This is a genomic window from Caballeronia pedi (assembly GCF_001544915.2).
GTDB classification, from domain to species: domain Bacteria; phylum Pseudomonadota; class Gammaproteobacteria; order Burkholderiales; family Burkholderiaceae; genus Caballeronia; species Caballeronia pedi.
The window spans coordinates 15,651-32,701 of the sequence record NZ_FCOE02000062.1 but is presented as its reverse complement, the minus strand read 5'-3'; the positions used below and the strand labels follow the sequence as shown (position 1 = coordinate 32,701).

Here is a 17,051-nt window from a genome sequence, read left to right as displayed (position 1 = left end):
ACGAACTCCGCGGTCGGGCAGGTCAAGAGTGAATCCAAGCTCAAGCTGAATCCGATCGTGACCTTCCTGTCGGTCGGATATACGTTCTGAGTCGAGCTATGCAGGCGTATGGAACTAGTCCGCAATGTGGGAGCGAACACTCGGGCGCAAAGTAGGGTGGACGGGGGCGACACGTATTAGCCCCTCGGAGACTTAGCATCGGTCTGGTAATAGCGGTAAATGAGCCGTGCAATCGTCCGAATGAGCCGGGGCGGCTAAAGATCGCCGGCACGAAACCGTTAACGCAATGGAGGCGTTTCAGGATATCGGATGCCGTTTCGTTCAGCCCTGTCGAATCAAGCCGGGCATGATGTTTTAGATCAACGGATCAGGTCATCGTTCGAAGGCCCAGCCACACGAAGATTTCCAGTCAGCGCTACGGCAACGAATTCAAACGTCGAGCGTGCGACAAAGGCGTTTGTAAGAGCGTGCGTGCCAGCTAGTCCCACCCTGGAAAGCGGTCTGGGTTGTCTTTACACACGATGGCAGAAGAACTAACACATGAGCCTTGGTCCCTCACCGCCCAATCGGAGACGCGTCCTGCTCTCTTGGGGATGCGAGATTGCGGAGCGCTTATTTCGGCGCGTCAGTTTTTCTTCCCGCACTTCCGTTGCCGCGCTCACCTTCTTCACGCTGACGTTGTGTGGCTTGCCGACCTTCGCCCAAGAAAACGTGCTGCGGGTGCTCGCATGGCCGGGTTATGCCGACAACGACGTCGTGAAGAAGTTCGAAAGTCGCTTCAACGCACGCGTTCAAGTGACCTTCGTAGACTCAGACGAAGCTTTGTCGGACAAGATGCACGCAGGCGGAAAGCCGCCGTTCGACGTACTGGCTGCCAACACCGCGGAAATACACCGCTATACGTTGGAGAACCTGCTCACTCCGCTCGATCTGGATGAACTGCCGAACACGCAACGTCAGTTGCCGCGGTTTCGCGCGCTCTCGTCGATCAACGGACTCACCGCGAACGGCAAGATCTACGCGATCCCGTTCACGTATTCGTCGATGGGACTGATCTACGATCGCAAGCAGATTCCCATTGCGCCCCGCTCCATGAAGGAGCTCTGGAACCCGCGCTACCGGGGCAAAGTGCTCGACTTTAACAGCGCGCAACACAACTTTTCGTTCGCGGCGCTGGCGCTCGGCTACCCGCATCCGTTCCAGCTCACCGACGCGCAGATGCGAGAGATCGCGCGAAAACTAGTCGAATTGCGCCGTAATCTGCTCACCTATTACACCGTGCCCGAGGAAGCCACGGCGTACTTCATTCAGCACAAGGCCGCGCTCATGTTCGGCAATTACGGCACGCAGCAGCTCGCTCTGCTGCGCAAGGCCGGCGCGGATGTGGGATATGTCATTCCCGAAGAGGGCGCGCTCGCCTGGCTCGATTGCTGGGCCATGACCCAATCGGCCACGAACCGACCGCTCGCGCTCGCCTGGATCAATTACATGCTCGAACCCGACGTGAGCGCGCTGCTCACGCAGCGGCAGGGTCTTGCGAACACGTTGGTCCCGCCGCCCGAAGCCAGTGGCGATAGCGCACATCTCATCTGGATTCAGCCCGTGGAGAACATCAAGGAGCGCGAGTCGCTCTGGAGCCGGATCGTGTCCGGCGACCGGCCGGAGCGCTTTCGATGATGCGGCCCGGACTGATGGTGAAGTTGTCGTTGCTGCTTGCGTTGATTGGCGTGCTGGCGTCGGGCTCGACCGGCTACTACGCGTATCGCGCCAATCGCACCATGCTGGCCGGCGAGGCGGGGCGCAATCTTCTCACTGCGACGGAGCTGCTCGGCCGGCGCTTCTCGGTTTCCATCGACGACATGGCTGCCGACGTGCTCGTGCTCGCAACCATGCCGTCTTCGGCGCTCATCGCACAATCGGCGGACGACCTGAGAACGAAGGAGGACCGGGCGCGGCTTGCACAGGTCTTCTCGAGCTTCATGCTCCATCATCCTGTGTACCTGCAGGCACGGCTCATTGCGCGCGATCGTTTCGGGCTGGAAAGAATACGATTCGATCGCGACGGACACGGCATCGTCGAGGTCCGGGAAGCCAACCTGCAGGAAAAAGGCCAGTTCGCGTACGTGTTCGACACGCTGGCATTGGCGCCCGGCCATGTGTACATCGGGCCGATCACCATCAATCGCGAACACGGCGCGCACTACGCCGAAGGCAGGCCCATCCTGCGCCTCGCCGCCCCCGTCGCGACGCCCGCAGGCGGCGTCGTAGGCGTGGTGGTGCTCGACGTGGATCTCGCGGTCCTGCTCAAACTGCTGCGGACCGACTTGCCTCCCGACTATGAGGTGTATCTCGCCAACGAATGGGGCGACTTCCTCGTTCATCCAGATGCTTCGCAGGCGTTCGGCTTCGACAAAGGGCGCCGCGTGTTCATGCAGGACAGCTTCGCCGCGACGAAGCCGCTCTTCGAGCGCACGGCAAACAGCGTGCTGATCAACGGACTCACTAACCCAAAGCAGGCGCACGACGCGGTGCTCGCATTCGTGAAGCGGCCGTTCGGCGCGTCGGCGGGCAATCGCTTCATCGTGCTTGGACTCAGCAAGCCGCTCTCTGACGTGCTGGCGGGCGCAAACTTGCTCGGCGATCAGATCGTGCGAATGATCCTGTTTTCGAGCCTGGTGGCGCTCGTGCTTGCCATCCTGTTTGCGCGCGCGCTGACGAGGCCGCTGCAGATACTCACCCACGCGGCCACGCATTTCTTCGCCGACAACGCGACCGAAGCATTGCCGCTCAAACGCACCGATGAGATCGGTACGCTCGCGCGCTGCTTCGACCGCATGCGGCGCGAAATCAAATCCCAGGTGGATGCGCTTCACGACAAGCAGCATCAGCTCGCGCATCTGGCCAATCACGACGTGCTCACGAGCCTGCCCAACCGCATGCTGTTCATGCAAAAGCTCGACGCAGCAGTGCATGACGCGGGCGCAAGCGGCGAGCGGCTCGCCGTGCTGTTCGTCGATCTGGACCGCTTCAAGCAGATCAACGACCAGTTCGGTCATTCTTTCGGTGACACCGTGCTCGTGGCCGTGGCGGACCGTCTGCAACAAGTGCTTTCCAAGGGACATACGGTGGCGAGACTCGGCGGCGACGAATTCGTCGTTTTGGTGGAAGGCGCGTATTCCTCCGCTTCGGCGTCGGATCTCGCTGCGGACATTGTGCGAGCACTGGAAAGCGACCTTCCCGTGAACGGGAGACAGGTGGTTGTGGGAGCAAGTGTCGGCATCAGCGAGTTTCCACAAGACGGCGTCTCCGCGCGCGATTTACTTCTCAACGCAGACACCGCGATGTATGTTGCGAAGTCGAAAGGGCGTGGCTTCTGGCAACGCTACGGTGACTTGTCCGACGAGCAGCGCGTCAAGACCGCATACGAAAACACCATTGCCAACGAGAACTAGTTCTCGGCTGTTCGACGCTGGGGAAACGCCCGTGCAAATCGGCGCGGCACGGACTGAAGACCGAAAAGCGTACGCAAAGGGATTACGGGCGGCCTAGTGTGCGTGGCTTGTGATTCGCCGCGGTTGCTCACCGAAGACTCTTGCGGAGATCCGCAGTGAGACCCGCAACTGCGTTCGAACGTTCGCGCCTCGGGCCGACTCTGACTGGAGCTTCTCGAGAAGTCACCGCTTACCTGACATAAGGAACGGGCAAGCCGTTTCGAATGACATACACCGTCGTTGGCGCGCCCTTCAGATTTCCCTCGGCATCGAAGGAATATGAGCCGGCTATTCCTTTGTATTCTTCCTTCGCCAGTTGTGCGATCAGCTTGCTTTTGTCGGTCGTCGTCCCGGCTTTCGTCATGGCGTCGGCCAACATTTTTACGCCATCGTAGTAGTTGACTGCATAGACCTGCATGTCGATGTGGTAAGTGTCCTTGTATTTCTTGATGAATTCTCTGCCTTCCGCAGTCCGGTCCAGCGAGGTCCCGCCCTGCGAGCAATAGACAATCGAGGCCGCGTCGCCCGCCACTCGTCCCATGTCGGCCGTGCAGATGGCGTCTCCTCCAAGAAGCTTCGCCTTCAGGCCGCGCTGCCGCATCTGCTTGACCATCGGCGCGGCTTGAGATGCGTAGCCGCCGAAGAAAATGACATCGGGGTTCTTGGCTTTGAGCGCCGTGAGGATGCCAAGGAAATCGGTTGCCTGGCCGTTGGTGAATTGCGTGTCGATGATTTCGAGGCCGTTCGCCTTGGCCGATTCCTCGAACTGTTCCGCGATGCCCTGGCCATAGGCAGAACGGTCGTCGATGATTGCGACCGTCTTCGCCTTCAGCTCCTTCGTCGCAAACTCCCCCATCGTCCCGCCAAGCTGGGCGTCGCTAGCGCCAATCCGGAAAATATTCTTGAAGCCTTGCTTCGTAATCGCGGGATTCGAGGCCACGGGCAGGAGCGGAACCCCCGCATTGTTGTAGACGCGAGAAGCGGGAATAGCCACGCCCGAGTTGTACGGCCCCAGGACAGCGACGACATTTCGGTCGACCAGAATCTGGGCGATCTGAACGCCAGTTTTAGGATCGGCCTGATCGTCCTGCGACTCCAGCTTGAAAGTCACCTTCTTGCCCGCTACCACCACACCTTGTTTATTGAGTTCGTCGACAGCCATTCGCGCGCCGTTTTCATTGTCCTTGCCATTCGCCGCTTGAGGTCCCGTCAGCGGGGCCGAATGTCCGATCACGACGACTTCCTGTGCCAATGCCGGCAGTGCCAGCGTGACCGCGGTGCAGGCGGTCGCGCCAAGAGCAATGAATTTACGCATGCTTCGTCTCCAGACTATAGGTTGGTGTTATGAATGCCTGCCGTCCGTGGAGACGGCGTGCGTTTGTTCAATAAATGGCGTAGATCTTGCGAACGGGCTCCAGGACATCCCAGCGCCCCGTCCATCCGGGCGGCAAGATGACAAGGTCCCCGCCGACGATCTCGATCACTTCGCCCGTCGAGTCGTCGGTGAGCCTGGCACGCCCGGAAATGATGTACGTGAACTCGGTATCGGGGCGATTTATCACGGGCCAGCCGCCTGGCTGACACTCCCATATACCGAGATTGCCAACCGCCTCGGGCGCAACCTGCTTGACGGCAATCTGCGGATCGCCGCTATCGGCGCCGGCTCGCTGGCCGGCTGAGGCAAGTCGAGCCGAAGCAATATCGGCGGCTTTGACGATGGTGAACTTCGCCATGTATCACTCCTTTTTCAATGCGCACCCGTCAGCTTTTCGAGGACCCGTGCTGTACGAGATGGCCGGTTGGTTAAACGTTCTTCGAAATCGCTGAAGCCCGCCGCCGTAAGACCGCCATTGATGCCGATCCAGCGAAAAGGCTCCGGCTCCCAGGCCGGCGAACGATGATTCACGACAGGCAACCGGTTGATCGCTTCATCGCGCTCGAGAATCAGATTGCGCAGGATGCGGCCTGCCAGGTTGCTCGTGGCGACACCATCGCCGACGTAGTTGCCCGCCCAGGCAATGCGCGCGTCCTTGTCCATGCTCACGGTCGGACACCAATCCCGCGACACCCCGAGCGCGCCGCCCCAGCGATGCGTGATGCGGGCGTCGGCCAGCTCGGGAAAGAACTCAAGCATCGCGGCGTGGATGTTGGCATGCACCTTGTCGACCAGTTCATCCTCGGGTGCGATTCGCGAGCGGAAGCGGTAAGGCGCGCCGCGACCGCCAAACACCAGCCGACCTTCAGCCGTCACCTGTCCATACACCCGCAGGTGGCGCATGTCATTGAATGCCAGCCGATGATCGAGCCTCAGCCGCTGACGGAGCGTCTGCGGCAAAGGCTCCGTCGCCAGCACCAGGGAATAAAGCGGAATGACGGAGCGGCTGCACAACGGCAGTTGACAGGAAAACGCCTCGGTTGCGCGCACCACCGTCCTCGCCTTGACGCCGCCATGCGCCGTGCGCACTTGTCCGGCCGCGATGTGCAGCGCGGCCGTCTTTTCGAAGATTCGCGCGCCCATGCCTTCCACGACCGCTGCCAGTCCACGCACGAGCTTGCCTGGATGAATCAGCGCGCAGTGCTCGGTGTAAAGGCCGCCCAGCACACGCTCGGCGCCGATTCGCGTCGAAGCTTCCTTCGCATCGAGCGCGCGCCATTGATCCGGCAAACCGAAGCGAACCGAGGCATCGACCGAAGCTTGAATTCGATCGAACTGCGGCTGGCTGCGCGCAAGCGAAAGAAAGCCTTGCTTTGCATAATCGGCATCGATGTCTTCGAGGTCGAGCACGCGCCCGATTTCGTTCACGGTCTCGTTCATCGCTGCCTGCAGATGCAATGCCGCGTCGTGCGAATACATGTGCGCCACGCGTTCGAGCGAGATCGGGAATATCGCCGACGCCCACCCGCCGTTGCGGCCCGAAGCGCCGAAGCCCACAACCTCCCGCTCCAGTAGAACGACCTTCAGCGACGGCTGCGCCTTCAACAGATAGTACGCAGTCCATAGCCCTGTATAACCCGCGCCGACGATGACCACATCGGCCTGCTCTTCCCGCACCAGCGTTTCCCGCGCGCGCGAAGATTCATGCCACAGCGGGCGGTTTGGAATCTGCGTCAGTTCTTGTGCCGATGGCATCCCTCTCTCCCGCCAATCCAGGTTCTTGTTCCGATTGCCACGTTATGTCCGACTTGCCGCCGATGGCGTCGCGGTCCGCGTCTGCTTGCGCTTGCCCCTTACGCAGAACACCGGGTAAGAGGCCACGATGACGATCAGGGCGATGACGCTTTGCAGAAGGCTGATCTGGCTTTTCGGATCCAGCGCCATGCTGACGAGTACCGCGATGACGGCGGCGGTCACGAGAAGCGGCAGCCACGGATGACCCCACATGCGGAGCTTGAGCACGCCCCGACGTTCCCATTCGCTCCTGAGCTTGAGTTGCGACAGGCAGATCATCAGATAGACGAACAGAAACACCGCCCCCGACGAGTTGATCAGGAACAGGAAGACCGTGTCGGGCCAGAGTGCTGCGATCACCACGCATCCGTATCCGACTATCGTCGAAGCGATGACGCCCTGAGCGGGCACGCCGCGGCTAGTGACACGTCCCAGCCACGTTGGCGCCTCGTTGTTGCAACTGAGGACCAGAAGCAGACGCGACGATGTATAGAGTCCAGCGTTGAGCACGGACAGCACGGCTACGAGAATAACGGCGGTCAGGACGGTTGCGGCCCCCGGGATGCCGATCTTTTCGAGCGTCGTCACGAACGGAGATTTGCCTGGCACGATGTCCGTCCACGGCTGAGCCACGACAATGAAGAACGCGGAGAGAACGAAGAAAATCAGGATGCGGGCCATCACCGTGTTGACTGCACGGCGAACGTTGCGTTCGGGATGTTCGGATTCCGCAGCCGCGATGGTGGCGACTTCCACCCCTGTCATCGAGAAGATCACGACCACGACGCCCGTGAAAAGCGCTGCCGCGCCTTTGGGAAAGAAGCCGCCGTGTGCGGTGAGGTTGGAGAACGCTGCTGTCGATCCTGGCCAGAGATGGAAGACGTAAGCGCCCGCGACGATCAGGAAAGCGGCAATGGCGACGATCTTCACGCCCGCGAACCAGTATTCGGCTTCTCCGAAAGATTTGACGGACAGGAGATTCCGCGCCGTCATCATGACCATCAGCCCGAGCGAGATGATCCAGACGGGAATGGCGGGAAACCATGCATGGATGGTCTGCCCGCCGACGACGGCCTCGAAGCCGACCACGATCACCCAGAAATACCAGTACAGCCAGCCCATCGCATAACCGGCGACATCGCCATAAGCGAGCCGCGCATAGTCGACGAACGAACCCTTCATGGGCTGCGCCGCAGCCATTTCGCCCAACATGCGCATGATCAGCGCGACGATCAAACCTGTGATCGCATAGGTGACGAACGCACCGGGGCCCGTCGACGCAATGACCGCGCTAGAGCCTACGAACAAGCCGGCGCCGATCACGCCTCCGAGGGCCAGCATGCTGATATGCCGGGTTTTGAGCGCGTGTTTCAGCCTCGGATCGAACTCCGTCTGAATAGGCATGTTGTTGTCTCCTGGGAATGATTCTGTCTTTTGTGACCTCCATTAAAAGCAATACGAGCGAGCCGGGCTATGCGCAAAATTTCGGCTCGAAGAACGGTCTTTGTACAAATGTATGACTATCGATTCGCGGGTTTCGATAGATCGCCCGATAACAAATTAGCGGCCTTTCCCGCCTGAATGGCAAGCCACAGCCGCGTGACGCCATCGGTGGTGTTCGGTTTGACGCCACTCAATTGCTCGATTTGTTTCAGGCGATAGACCAGCGTTTGTCGATGAATCGCGAGGTCGAAGGCGGTGGATTTCCAGTTGCCATCGTTTTCGAGAAACGTCATGAGCGTCGTGAGCAGCGCGGTTCCGTGGACGCGGTCGTACTCGATCACGGGGCCAAGGTAGCGGCCAACCAGCGCGCTTGCCTCGGCGAGCGACCTCGGCATCGTGATAGTGCCGGTTTCGATTTCCCCGTAGCGCACGACGCCCGCTCCGACTTCACGTGCCTGTGCCAGGGCGAGGCGTGCCTGTCGCACGCTTTCGCGAAAGCCGGCTGTCTCCGTGACGGGTCCGCTTATGCCGACCACGGTGCCCTTGCCCAGATCTGACCGCAGGCTTTCGATCGTGTCGGCGTCATCCTGCGCCAGCACGAGCAGCACGTCGTCTTCCAACAGCAACGGCGCACGGGTGTGCAACGCGGGCGCATGATGGATCTCCGCGACACTCCACGGCCCTTGCTTTCCTGGAGAGACCGCGAGCACGACGAGCGTGCCCGTCAACCCGCGTCGCTCCAGGATCGGACGAAACGAAAACTCGGCCTCGCCGCGCAACAGATTGCGCCAAAGCGCCGCCCCTTCTTTTCGAAGGTTGTCGCGGTCGATCATCATGCGTTCCAGTTCGATCTCGAGCAGGCCGAGAAGCGAACGCACCAGCAGCGGGTCTTGCAAAGCTTCCGCGTCCCGGCGGCAAATGACCAGATTCGCCCTCGCCCGGCCACCGATAGCGACGCGTTCCACAAAAGCCGGGTGGGTCTCGTCGGAAGACAGTAAGGCGCCCGAGGAAACAATGATCGAGCCACTGCCAGCATCTTCGATTGCGAGACCGAGCCGCAACCGATCCGAAAGCACGGTCAGTCGTCCGGCCATATCCGGCACTTCGCGCAAAGCCGCAGCATAAGTCTCGAACAGTTGTTCACTAGCTCTGAAACGGTCGCGCTGGGCCTGCAGCACACTTTCGATCACATGTCTCGACAACTGCACGAACTCAAGCTCGAAGCTCGCCGCAAGTACGGGAAACATGAGACGGTCTGCCGCATCGAGCATCTCGCGCGACAAGTCCGGCGCATCGGCCTGGCGTGCGACGACCAGAGCACTTGCATTGCTACGAGCCAGTTTTTCAAGCCAGGTCACCTGATCGGAGGCGTTGCGCGGCAAGCCGACACCCGTCGTCATGACCAGATTGCCGGCGGCAATCCATCTCCAAGGATCGGGAAGGTCAACGGCATGAGCCCAGTTGATTGTCCGCATCAGTCCGGTCGATCCACCAAGGACTGTCAGGTTCAGCGATTTGGTATCGAGCAGTTCCTGCACGGTAATCATCGGTCGCACTCGGTAGGTAAATTGCGGGGGTGAACAGCCGCCTGCTTCGGTGCACTGCTGCCGTGGGCGCTCCGGGAGACGTCGCACGTCACGATTCACGTCACTACGCGGGCTGTGTCAGCCGCGGTGTATCTGGGAGATGTCATGACGGTTGCCGGACTTCAACTGTGGCTCAACCTGCTGCGTGTCGTTCCGGCAAGGGTGGCCGCGAGCGTTTAGTTCCTTCAGCCGGTCTTTGGCATTTCCGCTGCATCATTCATGTTCGGCGACGGATTTAGTCCGTCGTTCGCGGTCGGAGTGGCTCTCGTTTTGGCCGGACTCGCGCTTGCGATGGCTTCTCGAAATGATGCGAGTGAGCGAGCCTAACACCGCAACGTTCGCTAAAGCCAACAGAGCCCCGCCGGACGCACGACATGCGCGCTTCGGCCATAGACAGCGAAGCTGCGAATTGCAGCCGCACGGACGGTGAGCGGCATGCGTCGGCTATGGCCGAAGCTCGTGCGTCGATCATCCGACAGGGCTTGGCCGAACCCAGAACTTTTTGCAGCCGGACATGCTTTTCCAGAGAGCCAGATAAATGAACTGCCCTTCGAGAACTTCCTTTGACGTTAATTGCAGTGCCGTAACAGCTCGCTGACAATGTTGCAGGCGTGTTATTACGCAAAGGTCTCAAAGCGCGGATCACGTTGCGGTCGGGCTTGCGGTCGTCAACCGACACATCGCGACTGCGGCGCCGTTCACGATGGGCGCGCTCCATGGATCGGCCGGCAAACTCCACCTGCGCATTGCCTTGGCAGAGGCCGCCCCAAACGCTCCCCGATTCCTCAATTGATGCAGAATCGGCGCAAAGCCACATCGACGCGACCTGAATACGATGGACGACCCAGAATCGCTTTCCCTGGCACTGCCCGACGACACTAAGGTTTCTGCGCTCCTCCGAGTGCCGGAGGACGCGCGAGCGCTATATGTCTTCGCGCACGGTGCCGGGGCGGGCATGCAGCACGCCGGCATGTCGTCATTGGCCGACGCGCTTGCGGCGGCCAATGTCGCCACATTGCGCTATCAGTTTCCGTACATGGAGCGGGGCTCCAAGCGGGTGGACTCGCCGGCCGTGGCACATGCTGCCGTGCAGACAGCCGTTGCAGAGGCCCGCCGGCGGCTGCCAGCCCTGCCGCTCTTCGCGGGAGGCAGGTCGTTCGGCGGCCGCATGACGTCCCAGGCTCAAGCCATCTCCCCGCTCGACGGCGTGCGTGGCCTCGCCTTCGTCGCGTTTCCGCTGCACCCGGCGGGCGCGCCCGGCGTGGAGCGGGCACGGCACCTGGCGGACGTCACGGTGCCGATTCTCTTCATGCAGGGCACGCGCGACAAGCTGGCCGAGCTTCACCTGCTGAGGTCGGTCGTCGAGACGCTGGGGCCACGCGCCACGCTGCATGTGGTGGACGACGCAGATCATTCGTTCCACGTGCGCGCGTCCTCCGGCCGGACCGACGCGGAAGTCATGCTCGAACTAGCACGGACGATGTCGGCGTGGTTCTTCGCCGAAGGAGAGTTCGGGCGCGGTACCTGAGCAAGCGCAGGAACGCTTGTAGCAGAGTTGGGACGGGGAGCCGGCTCGCCATGCTGCACTCGCCTGCTCAATCCCTTCGCTATCCGCAGATGGTCTGTCGCATAGCCACGATAAGCGACGCCTGTCGCGTCGGCGGCGTTTTCCCAGTGCCGAGTGAGTGAATTTGTCAGATCCGCTTGGGTGATCCGCCCTCGGAAATCGCGGAGGGCCATCTGCTTTGATTTGGCCGGCGCCGATCCGTGAGCGACCGCCTAGGGATGCGGCCGGGACCAGATGGCGGAGCGTCTAACAACGTGCATTGGCCGGTCACTGCCCGACGCGGTCGCCCGACACCGCCATATTGCTGACAATCATGAGGGCGTTCTCGAACGTCCGCAAAGGCCGAGTAGCGAGCAGTGCGGCCCTCCTCTTGTTCCCGACTTCGTTGACGGGCCGGGAATCGCCGTAACAGCGGCAAGCAATGTGCCTTGTGATGGTTGCGCGCCGCGCTTCAAGGCCGCCCGTGATCGCGGATCTGGTCCGGCGGACAGCAGCTTGTCGCCGCCGTTGCCGAGCCTCCTGCCCCGATGTCTGCCAGCTGTCCTTCGCCGCAGACCGTGCTGACCAGGCTTGATAATAGTTAATAAGAGTTATACTGTGGGATGACTTGCCTGGAGAGCAGAACCATGATCAGTGCAGACCTTGGACAACAGCTTGAGGGATACATCACGAAGCTGATCGAAACGGGACGGTACGGCTCAAAGAGCGAAGTGTTGCGCGAAGGCGTGCGATTGATTCAGGATCGCGAGACACAGCTTGCTGCTTTAGATGCCGTGATCGAGCGCGGCACCGTCGATTCAGATGCTGGCCGAGGAAAACCCGCCCAAGAAGTGTTCGACCGGCTTGAGGCTAAGTATCAGGCGATGATCGACAGCAAGGCATGATTGTACGCATCTTACCGGCCGCAGAATCCGAGCTCGAGGCCATCGGCGACTACATCGCCCGCGACAATCCTCGCCGCGCCTTGAGCTTCGTTCTTGAGATGCGTGACAAGTGCATGAGCCTTGCAGATATGCCCCTCGCCTACCCGCTCGTGCCTCGATACGAAGATCGCGGCGTGCGACATCGTGTGCACGGCAGCTACCAGATTTTCTATCGCGTTACTGGGCGACCCGAGCGTATCGACGTAATTCACGTCTTGCATAGCGCCAGAGACATCGCCGCTATCCTTTTTCCCTGAACACACCTACGAAAAAAGGCCCAGGACGAGTTAAGTGCTGGGCAAGCCATCGGCTACGCCGGTGGCGGAGGTGCGATTAGGGAAACTAGCCGTCTGCAGTACCACCACAGCGGCCAGTCCTCTTGTATTGAGCAAGAGCCTCTTGCTCTGCCGGTCGATTAGTGACCGAAATAGACAGGAGCGATGCTATTGCCGGTGTGAGCTGGGCCGCCCGAAGCCGACGCAGTGTCAGCCACGCCGCCGTAGCTCGTTTGCCCCTTCTGCGCTGCGACCTTCGCTTCGGCTGCTTGAATCTCGGCCGGATACGTCACGCGATCCATGCTCGGGTTATATCCAGCGCGTTCAAGTTGAACCAGCTCTGCCTTTACTTGCGCGCGGGTCAGCGGTTGGCTTTGAGCGAAAGAAGAAACTGCCGGGATAGCGAGTGCAGCGGCGATGACGATAGTTGCGAGTTTCATGACACTTACCTCCGAGTCTTGTTTTTCGCAAACAGCCCTGTTTGCGCTTCAATGACTTTAGTATAGGTAAGCATCCGCTTAATATTAATGAGCGTTTGAACAACAAATTCTTGTTGTATTCGGGATAACCCTAGGTCGAGCTACTCGATGGGTCACGGCCTTGCGGATCTTCAGTGCGACGTTGTCGCGTCCATTGAGGACGCGCGATACAAAACCCACGGAGACCTTCGCGCGGCGCGCGACGCCCTGCGCGGTCGGTGAACCAATGCCTATGCAGAAAGTGCAAACGCCAGAGTCTGCATCGCCGTCCACGCGCAGCCGAAAGTCTGCAGCGAAGATTTCCGAGTCAGTGATTCGGTTTTCGTTCGGGACGCGGCGGTCCGAGGCACGGCAACGTACGCGGCGTGGCCTCATCGGTGCTGCACGTTCCGCGTTGCCATGTATATGTCAAAAAGGCCCGAATGCAGGCGGCGGATCTCTTGACGCAGGGCAATCAGTTCGTGCTGTTCGCCTTCACGTTCCCGACGCAGAATCTCTCCGAGTATGGCAGTCGCACGCGATGCCGGCAGATCGCGCTGTACGCGCGCCTCGCCGAGCCTGCCTGCGACTGCCGGTTTGATGATCAGCAGCCACGCTGGAAACCACGCGTAATCTTCGATTTCGCCTGTGCCTTGGAAATCTGCATCAAAGCGTCGACGCAGCACGTTGAGCGAAGCGTCCTGCAGGGTGACGATGAGCGCGGTGAACCGGGCCGGCGCCAACCACGCCAACTCCGCAATTAGCGGCCACGCGGCATCGACTCCAGCGAAACGATAGCGCGCCTCGGTCATCCACGCGAGCGGCGATGGAATGCGCCACCAGGACTCAATCGATTCGATAGCATCGCTTGCAGCGGCCCAGTCACTTGCCCGAAGCCACAGAGGTGCGGCGTGACTGTCCGGGTCACCGGCACGGTACCTCATCGCTGCGGCGCGCTGAGCGAGTTCACGCCAACATTGTGTCGTCCAAAACTGGGCGTACCGCTCGGGCAAAACTTGTCGGGCAGCGTGCGCCACCTCATTCTCAAAGTGACGGCAGATCACGGCCAACTCAGCGTGGTCGGTCACGGCGAGCGTTGATGCGTTCTCAAGTTGCTGGACAAGCACCGTCATGGAAGGCAGGGCACTGTCGCTCGGGTATTCGCCGGCGAGCACTGTGAGTGCCGTTCGTGCCGCGGCGGCGTCGCGAAGCTGCAACTGCTCCACCACATCATTGCGCAGCGCTACGTCCCGGCTGTCGGCAAATATGTCGAGTTGCTGCATCGTCATTGCGCTCAAGAAGGTCCGTGATGACGATACAGACTAATCGATTTCGCCGCGTCGAAGAAGCTGCCATGGATCGTTCGACGAAACGCTGCGCTGATTATCGACTGCCAAAAGAAGAGCGGCGCATTATTCAGATACCCCCAAGTTCGCCGACGCACAAATGGTCGGGCTGTCCGTGCGCCAACGAGGCACGCGCCACAATAACGCACCCTTCCAGCCTGTTATGATTTTGCGGCATCCGTTTTCCAGGCATCTCCAGTTCCTTCTTTCCCGATGTCATCTCGTCGCCCTTCCTCGCAAGCTGCTCGGTCGTTGTCTCGCAAACCGCTCAGCAAAGAGATGCTGCTGCCCCTGCCTCCGTCGGCGGCGCAGACCGTCGCGTTATCGAATCACTTGACGTTCGCCGCCTGTCGGGCCGGCGCTGGATCGGCCTATCTTTTCAACGAGCTTATCCAACTCGTCTACGGAACGTTCTTTGTGCAAGATGCGGGTTATGGCAACACAGATGTAATTATTTATGCACGCGCTGAAGCGGCTCTCGAGCGCGGCTTGGAACGCGCCGAGGTAGAGCGACGATGGAACCTTGAGGCGGCAGATCTGCCGTTGTTCGAAGCGTTGTTGCAGCAGGCGGACCGTCAACTAGCGAGCGCGCCAAGTTATGTGCATGTTGCTGCACGGGACAGGCTCAAACGGTTCGCCGCTAGCGGGCGCGCCTCGCCGCTCATGTCCACCGCGGCGCGCCACTAATCGCGATCGGTCCACGCCGCGCGAAAGCGCCCGCCAGCACCACACACTGCGCGTGCGTGGCGATAGTCGCTCAGATCGAACGACGGCCGATATAATGGACCGCGGAAATTTCAAGCATTGCACCGGAGTTCTCCTATGAGTCAAACCCGCGGACCGAATGCGGGATATCGGGGCAAGTCAAACAGTCGGCGCCCACCTCATCACCTGACGAATCAGAAGCGCCCAGCGCCGGGCCAACCTCCTTCAAGAGAGACCAATGGCGGAGCGACGCCGGCGTCGATTATTAAGACTCGTTCGTTGAAGTTCCTCGTCGAGGCGGTCGGCGCGGAAAATATCGCATTGGGACTCGACTCCAGCATGAGCCGGATCGCAGAACTGATGCGCGGAGAGCGATTTACGCCCGAAACCGCCTTCCACATGGAAACGACGCTCGGGCTACCTTCCGGCTTTTTCGACCAACTTCATCCGGTCCTTTCGCCGGAGACGATTGCGCGCCTAAAAGCGCCGCTCGAGTTCGCCCATGCGGACGAGACCGTCGATGGAGGTGGCATCGAGCACGCACCCCTTCTTCCAAGTGCGCAGGAGCCATCGCTGCTTGTCAGCGGTTTGTCCAAGGATACGACCATGCCGTCTAAAAGTTCGAAAGAAGCGTCGGGTGCGACCAAGACCCGTGCCAAAAAGGCGTCTGCGCAGGCAAGCGGTCGGGCTGCAAGAGCAGGAGATTCGCCCCCACCGCACCAATCGCATCAAGCGGCCGGGCGGAAACAGGCGCGTCCAAACGGCGGTGTGACCGTAGAGCGCATCAGGCAGGCCAACCTTCACGTCCTCACCACACGCAACGGTTCGAAGGTCAAGCTCGGCGCAGTCTTGGGTCTGAGCGGATCGAATATGGCGCACCGACTCCACGGTAAAAAGCGCATGGATGACGCTGAAGCCGAGCGCTTCACAGCGGGGCTGGGTCTGCCTGCGGGGTGGCTAGACACACCCCGCGCTGAAGCCGACATTCCCGAGTCAGTTGCGCAGCTGCTCGCGCCCACATCACGCGTGCGCACGCCTGGCCAAGCACCGGCGCCCACCGCTGTGGCGGCGTCTGAGGACACAAAAGTCGCGGCGGCGCCGACCAGCGAGATAGAACGAGCGCTGCCTAGCGCCCCGAGCAACGCGCCCATTGAGCCATTGCCAGCCGATGCGGCAGGCGACGGCGACCACGTTGCGAGCCCTCACCACGAGAACCTCAGCAGTGCAGTCGCAACGCGCCGCGACGGTCCCGTGCAACGCATCGAAAGCCACACGCCAGCAGCTTTTTCTGCACCGGTGCTGTCGCAGCCTGCGGTGGCAATATCACCGCCTACAGACACGGCACCCTCCTCCACTTTAGGGACCACCTTGGACGGCCTGGACGGGATTGCACCTATCGCAGAGGCGCTCCTGAAGACGCTTGCCGGCAAGGCCCGCACCGGTCGCCTGGATGAATTGAAGGCATTGGAGTTATTGCGCCAGGCCGTTCTGCTCTAGCGGCGACGTCACGACCTGTGAGCACAGGGCTCCAGAGCGATCGAATTCGCGCTGCGCGCGGGGCTTCGTGCCTTCGTGAGCAAATGCCAACTTGTTTGGGTCGACGCATGAAGATCGCGTCTGTCGCAGACCGCTTGCTGCCGACTTTCTACGCCACTCGGCGTTCGTCGCTCATGCCGACGTCCACCTGTCCTTGTGAGATGTTCTTGACGTCAAGCTCAAGCGCGGACAGTCGGGCAAGTTGGACGGGAAGCAACATGTAGCCAATGCGAAGCTCATGCAGGCGCACTTTCCAATACCGAACGCTTATCGGCAACGGAACGGATGTTGCACGTGCTGCGGTCACCACTTTTTGTATATGAGCGAGTTCACGATCCGCGTCCAGGGAGGTCCGCTTTGGTGAAGCGGCGGGGACCTGATGATTTCGGCTTGCTACGATTGACTTCATACGCTGTGCATCTCCTGATCCATTGAGACCAGCGTATCGAGGCTCACGAAAAGTCAAGGAAGCATGCGGGGGCGTGTCGGACCGTGTCGCTGGAGGGTAGATCCTTGCCGGGCTCACGCATAGGCGCAAGCGGCGCCGACGCG

General features: G+C 60.7%; 16 protein-coding genes. 7 read left to right on the top strand and 9 right to left on the bottom strand.

Going from position 1 to position 17,051, the window contains the following annotated elements:
* Positions 1-540: 540 nt before the first annotated feature.
* Together AWB80_RS40180 and AWB80_RS40175 are read left to right on the top strand one after the other, a co-directional pair.
* On the top strand, positions 541-1,677 hold the full coding sequence (locus tag AWB80_RS40180) for an ABC transporter substrate-binding protein (protein WP_087132001.1): 1,137 nt from the start codon (positions 541-543) through the stop codon (positions 1,675-1,677).
* Positions 1,674-3,452, top strand: a complete 1,779-nt coding sequence (locus AWB80_RS40175; protein ID WP_061180172.1) for a GGDEF domain-containing protein — start codon at positions 1,674-1,676, stop codon at positions 3,450-3,452. The genes AWB80_RS40180 and AWB80_RS40175 overlap by 4 nt, the downstream gene beginning before the upstream one ends.
* A 229-nt stretch (positions 3,453-3,681) precedes the next feature.
* On the opposite strand, the gene AWB80_RS40170 is transcribed toward AWB80_RS40175, so the two are convergent.
* The 5 genes from AWB80_RS40170 to AWB80_RS40150 form a co-directional block, all read right to left on the bottom strand.
* Positions 3,682-4,806, bottom strand: a complete 1,125-nt coding sequence (locus AWB80_RS40170; protein WP_061180171.1) for a branched-chain amino acid ABC transporter substrate-binding protein — start codon at positions 4,804-4,806, stop codon at positions 3,682-3,684.
* Positions 4,807-4,873: 67 nt separating this feature from the next.
* Positions 4,874-5,224 (bottom strand): cupin domain-containing protein, encoded by a 351-nt coding sequence (locus AWB80_RS40165; protein ID WP_061180170.1) that lies wholly within the window; start codon positions 5,222-5,224, stop codon positions 4,874-4,876.
* Between the two features lie 14 nt (positions 5,225-5,238).
* Positions 5,239-6,621, bottom strand: coding sequence for an NAD(P)/FAD-dependent oxidoreductase (locus AWB80_RS40160; RefSeq protein ID WP_061180169.1), 1,383 nt, complete (start codon positions 6,619-6,621; stop codon positions 5,239-5,241).
* A 42-nt stretch (positions 6,622-6,663) separates the two neighbouring features.
* Positions 6,664-8,064 carry an amino acid permease gene (locus AWB80_RS40155; RefSeq protein WP_061180168.1) on the bottom strand — a complete coding sequence of 467 codons (1,401 nt, stop codon included), beginning with the start codon at positions 8,062-8,064 and terminating at the stop codon, positions 6,664-6,666.
* 116 nt (positions 8,065-8,180) lie between these two features.
* A complete protein-coding gene (locus AWB80_RS40150; RefSeq protein WP_061180167.1) occupies positions 8,181-9,650 on the bottom strand; it encodes a PucR family transcriptional regulator in 1,470 nt (489 codons plus the stop codon).
* A gap of 874 nt (positions 9,651-10,524) precedes the next feature.
* Between AWB80_RS40150 and AWB80_RS40140 the strand changes: the two genes are divergently transcribed.
* From AWB80_RS40140 to AWB80_RS40130, 3 genes are all read left to right on the top strand, one after another.
* A complete protein-coding gene (locus AWB80_RS40140) occupies positions 10,525-11,217 on the top strand; it encodes an alpha/beta hydrolase family protein (RefSeq protein ID WP_061180166.1) in 693 nt (230 codons plus the stop codon).
* A gap of 665 nt (positions 11,218-11,882) precedes the next feature.
* Positions 11,883-12,140, top strand: coding sequence for a type II toxin-antitoxin system ParD family antitoxin (locus tag AWB80_RS40135; protein WP_061180175.1), 258 nt, complete (start codon positions 11,883-11,885; stop codon positions 12,138-12,140).
* Positions 12,137-12,436, top strand: a complete 300-nt coding sequence (locus tag AWB80_RS40130; RefSeq protein WP_061180165.1) for a type II toxin-antitoxin system RelE/ParE family toxin — start codon at positions 12,137-12,139, stop codon at positions 12,434-12,436. The genes AWB80_RS40135 and AWB80_RS40130 overlap by 4 nt, the downstream gene beginning before the upstream one ends.
* Before the next feature lie 158 nt (positions 12,437-12,594).
* On the opposite strand, the gene AWB80_RS40125 is transcribed toward AWB80_RS40130, so the two are convergent.
* The 3 genes from AWB80_RS40125 to AWB80_RS40115 all read right to left on the bottom strand — a co-directional run bounded on the left by AWB80_RS40125 (position 12,595) and on the right by AWB80_RS40115 (position 14,195).
* Positions 12,595-12,894, bottom strand: a complete 300-nt coding sequence (locus AWB80_RS40125) for a DUF4148 domain-containing protein (protein WP_061180164.1) — start codon at positions 12,892-12,894, stop codon at positions 12,595-12,597.
* Positions 12,895-12,978: 84 nt separating this feature from the next.
* Entirely contained in the window at positions 12,979-13,308 is a 330-nt protein-coding gene (locus tag AWB80_RS40120; protein WP_087131999.1) for a LacI family DNA-binding transcriptional regulator, read from the bottom strand.
* Positions 13,305-14,195, bottom strand: coding sequence for a hypothetical protein (locus tag AWB80_RS40115; RefSeq protein WP_244207023.1), 891 nt, complete (start codon positions 14,193-14,195; stop codon positions 13,305-13,307). Before AWB80_RS40115 ends, AWB80_RS40120 begins: the two co-directional genes overlap by 4 nt.
* Positions 14,196-14,537: 342 nt before the next feature.
* Here AWB80_RS40115 and AWB80_RS40110 point away from each other — a divergent pair, with 342 nt between their 5' ends.
* Complete coding sequence (locus AWB80_RS40110; RefSeq protein ID WP_061180162.1) at positions 14,538-14,945, top strand: hypothetical protein; 408 nt, start codon at positions 14,538-14,540, stop codon at positions 14,943-14,945.
* A 135-nt stretch (positions 14,946-15,080) separates the two neighbouring features.
* Complete coding sequence (locus tag AWB80_RS40105) at positions 15,081-16,460, top strand: hypothetical protein (RefSeq protein ID WP_087131998.1); 1,380 nt, start codon at positions 15,081-15,083, stop codon at positions 16,458-16,460.
* 148 nt (positions 16,461-16,608) lie between these two features.
* On the opposite strand, the gene AWB80_RS40100 is transcribed toward AWB80_RS40105, so the two are convergent.
* Complete coding sequence (locus AWB80_RS40100; RefSeq protein WP_087131996.1) at positions 16,609-16,908, bottom strand: hypothetical protein; 300 nt, start codon at positions 16,906-16,908, stop codon at positions 16,609-16,611.
* Positions 16,909-17,051 lie beyond the last annotated feature (143 nt).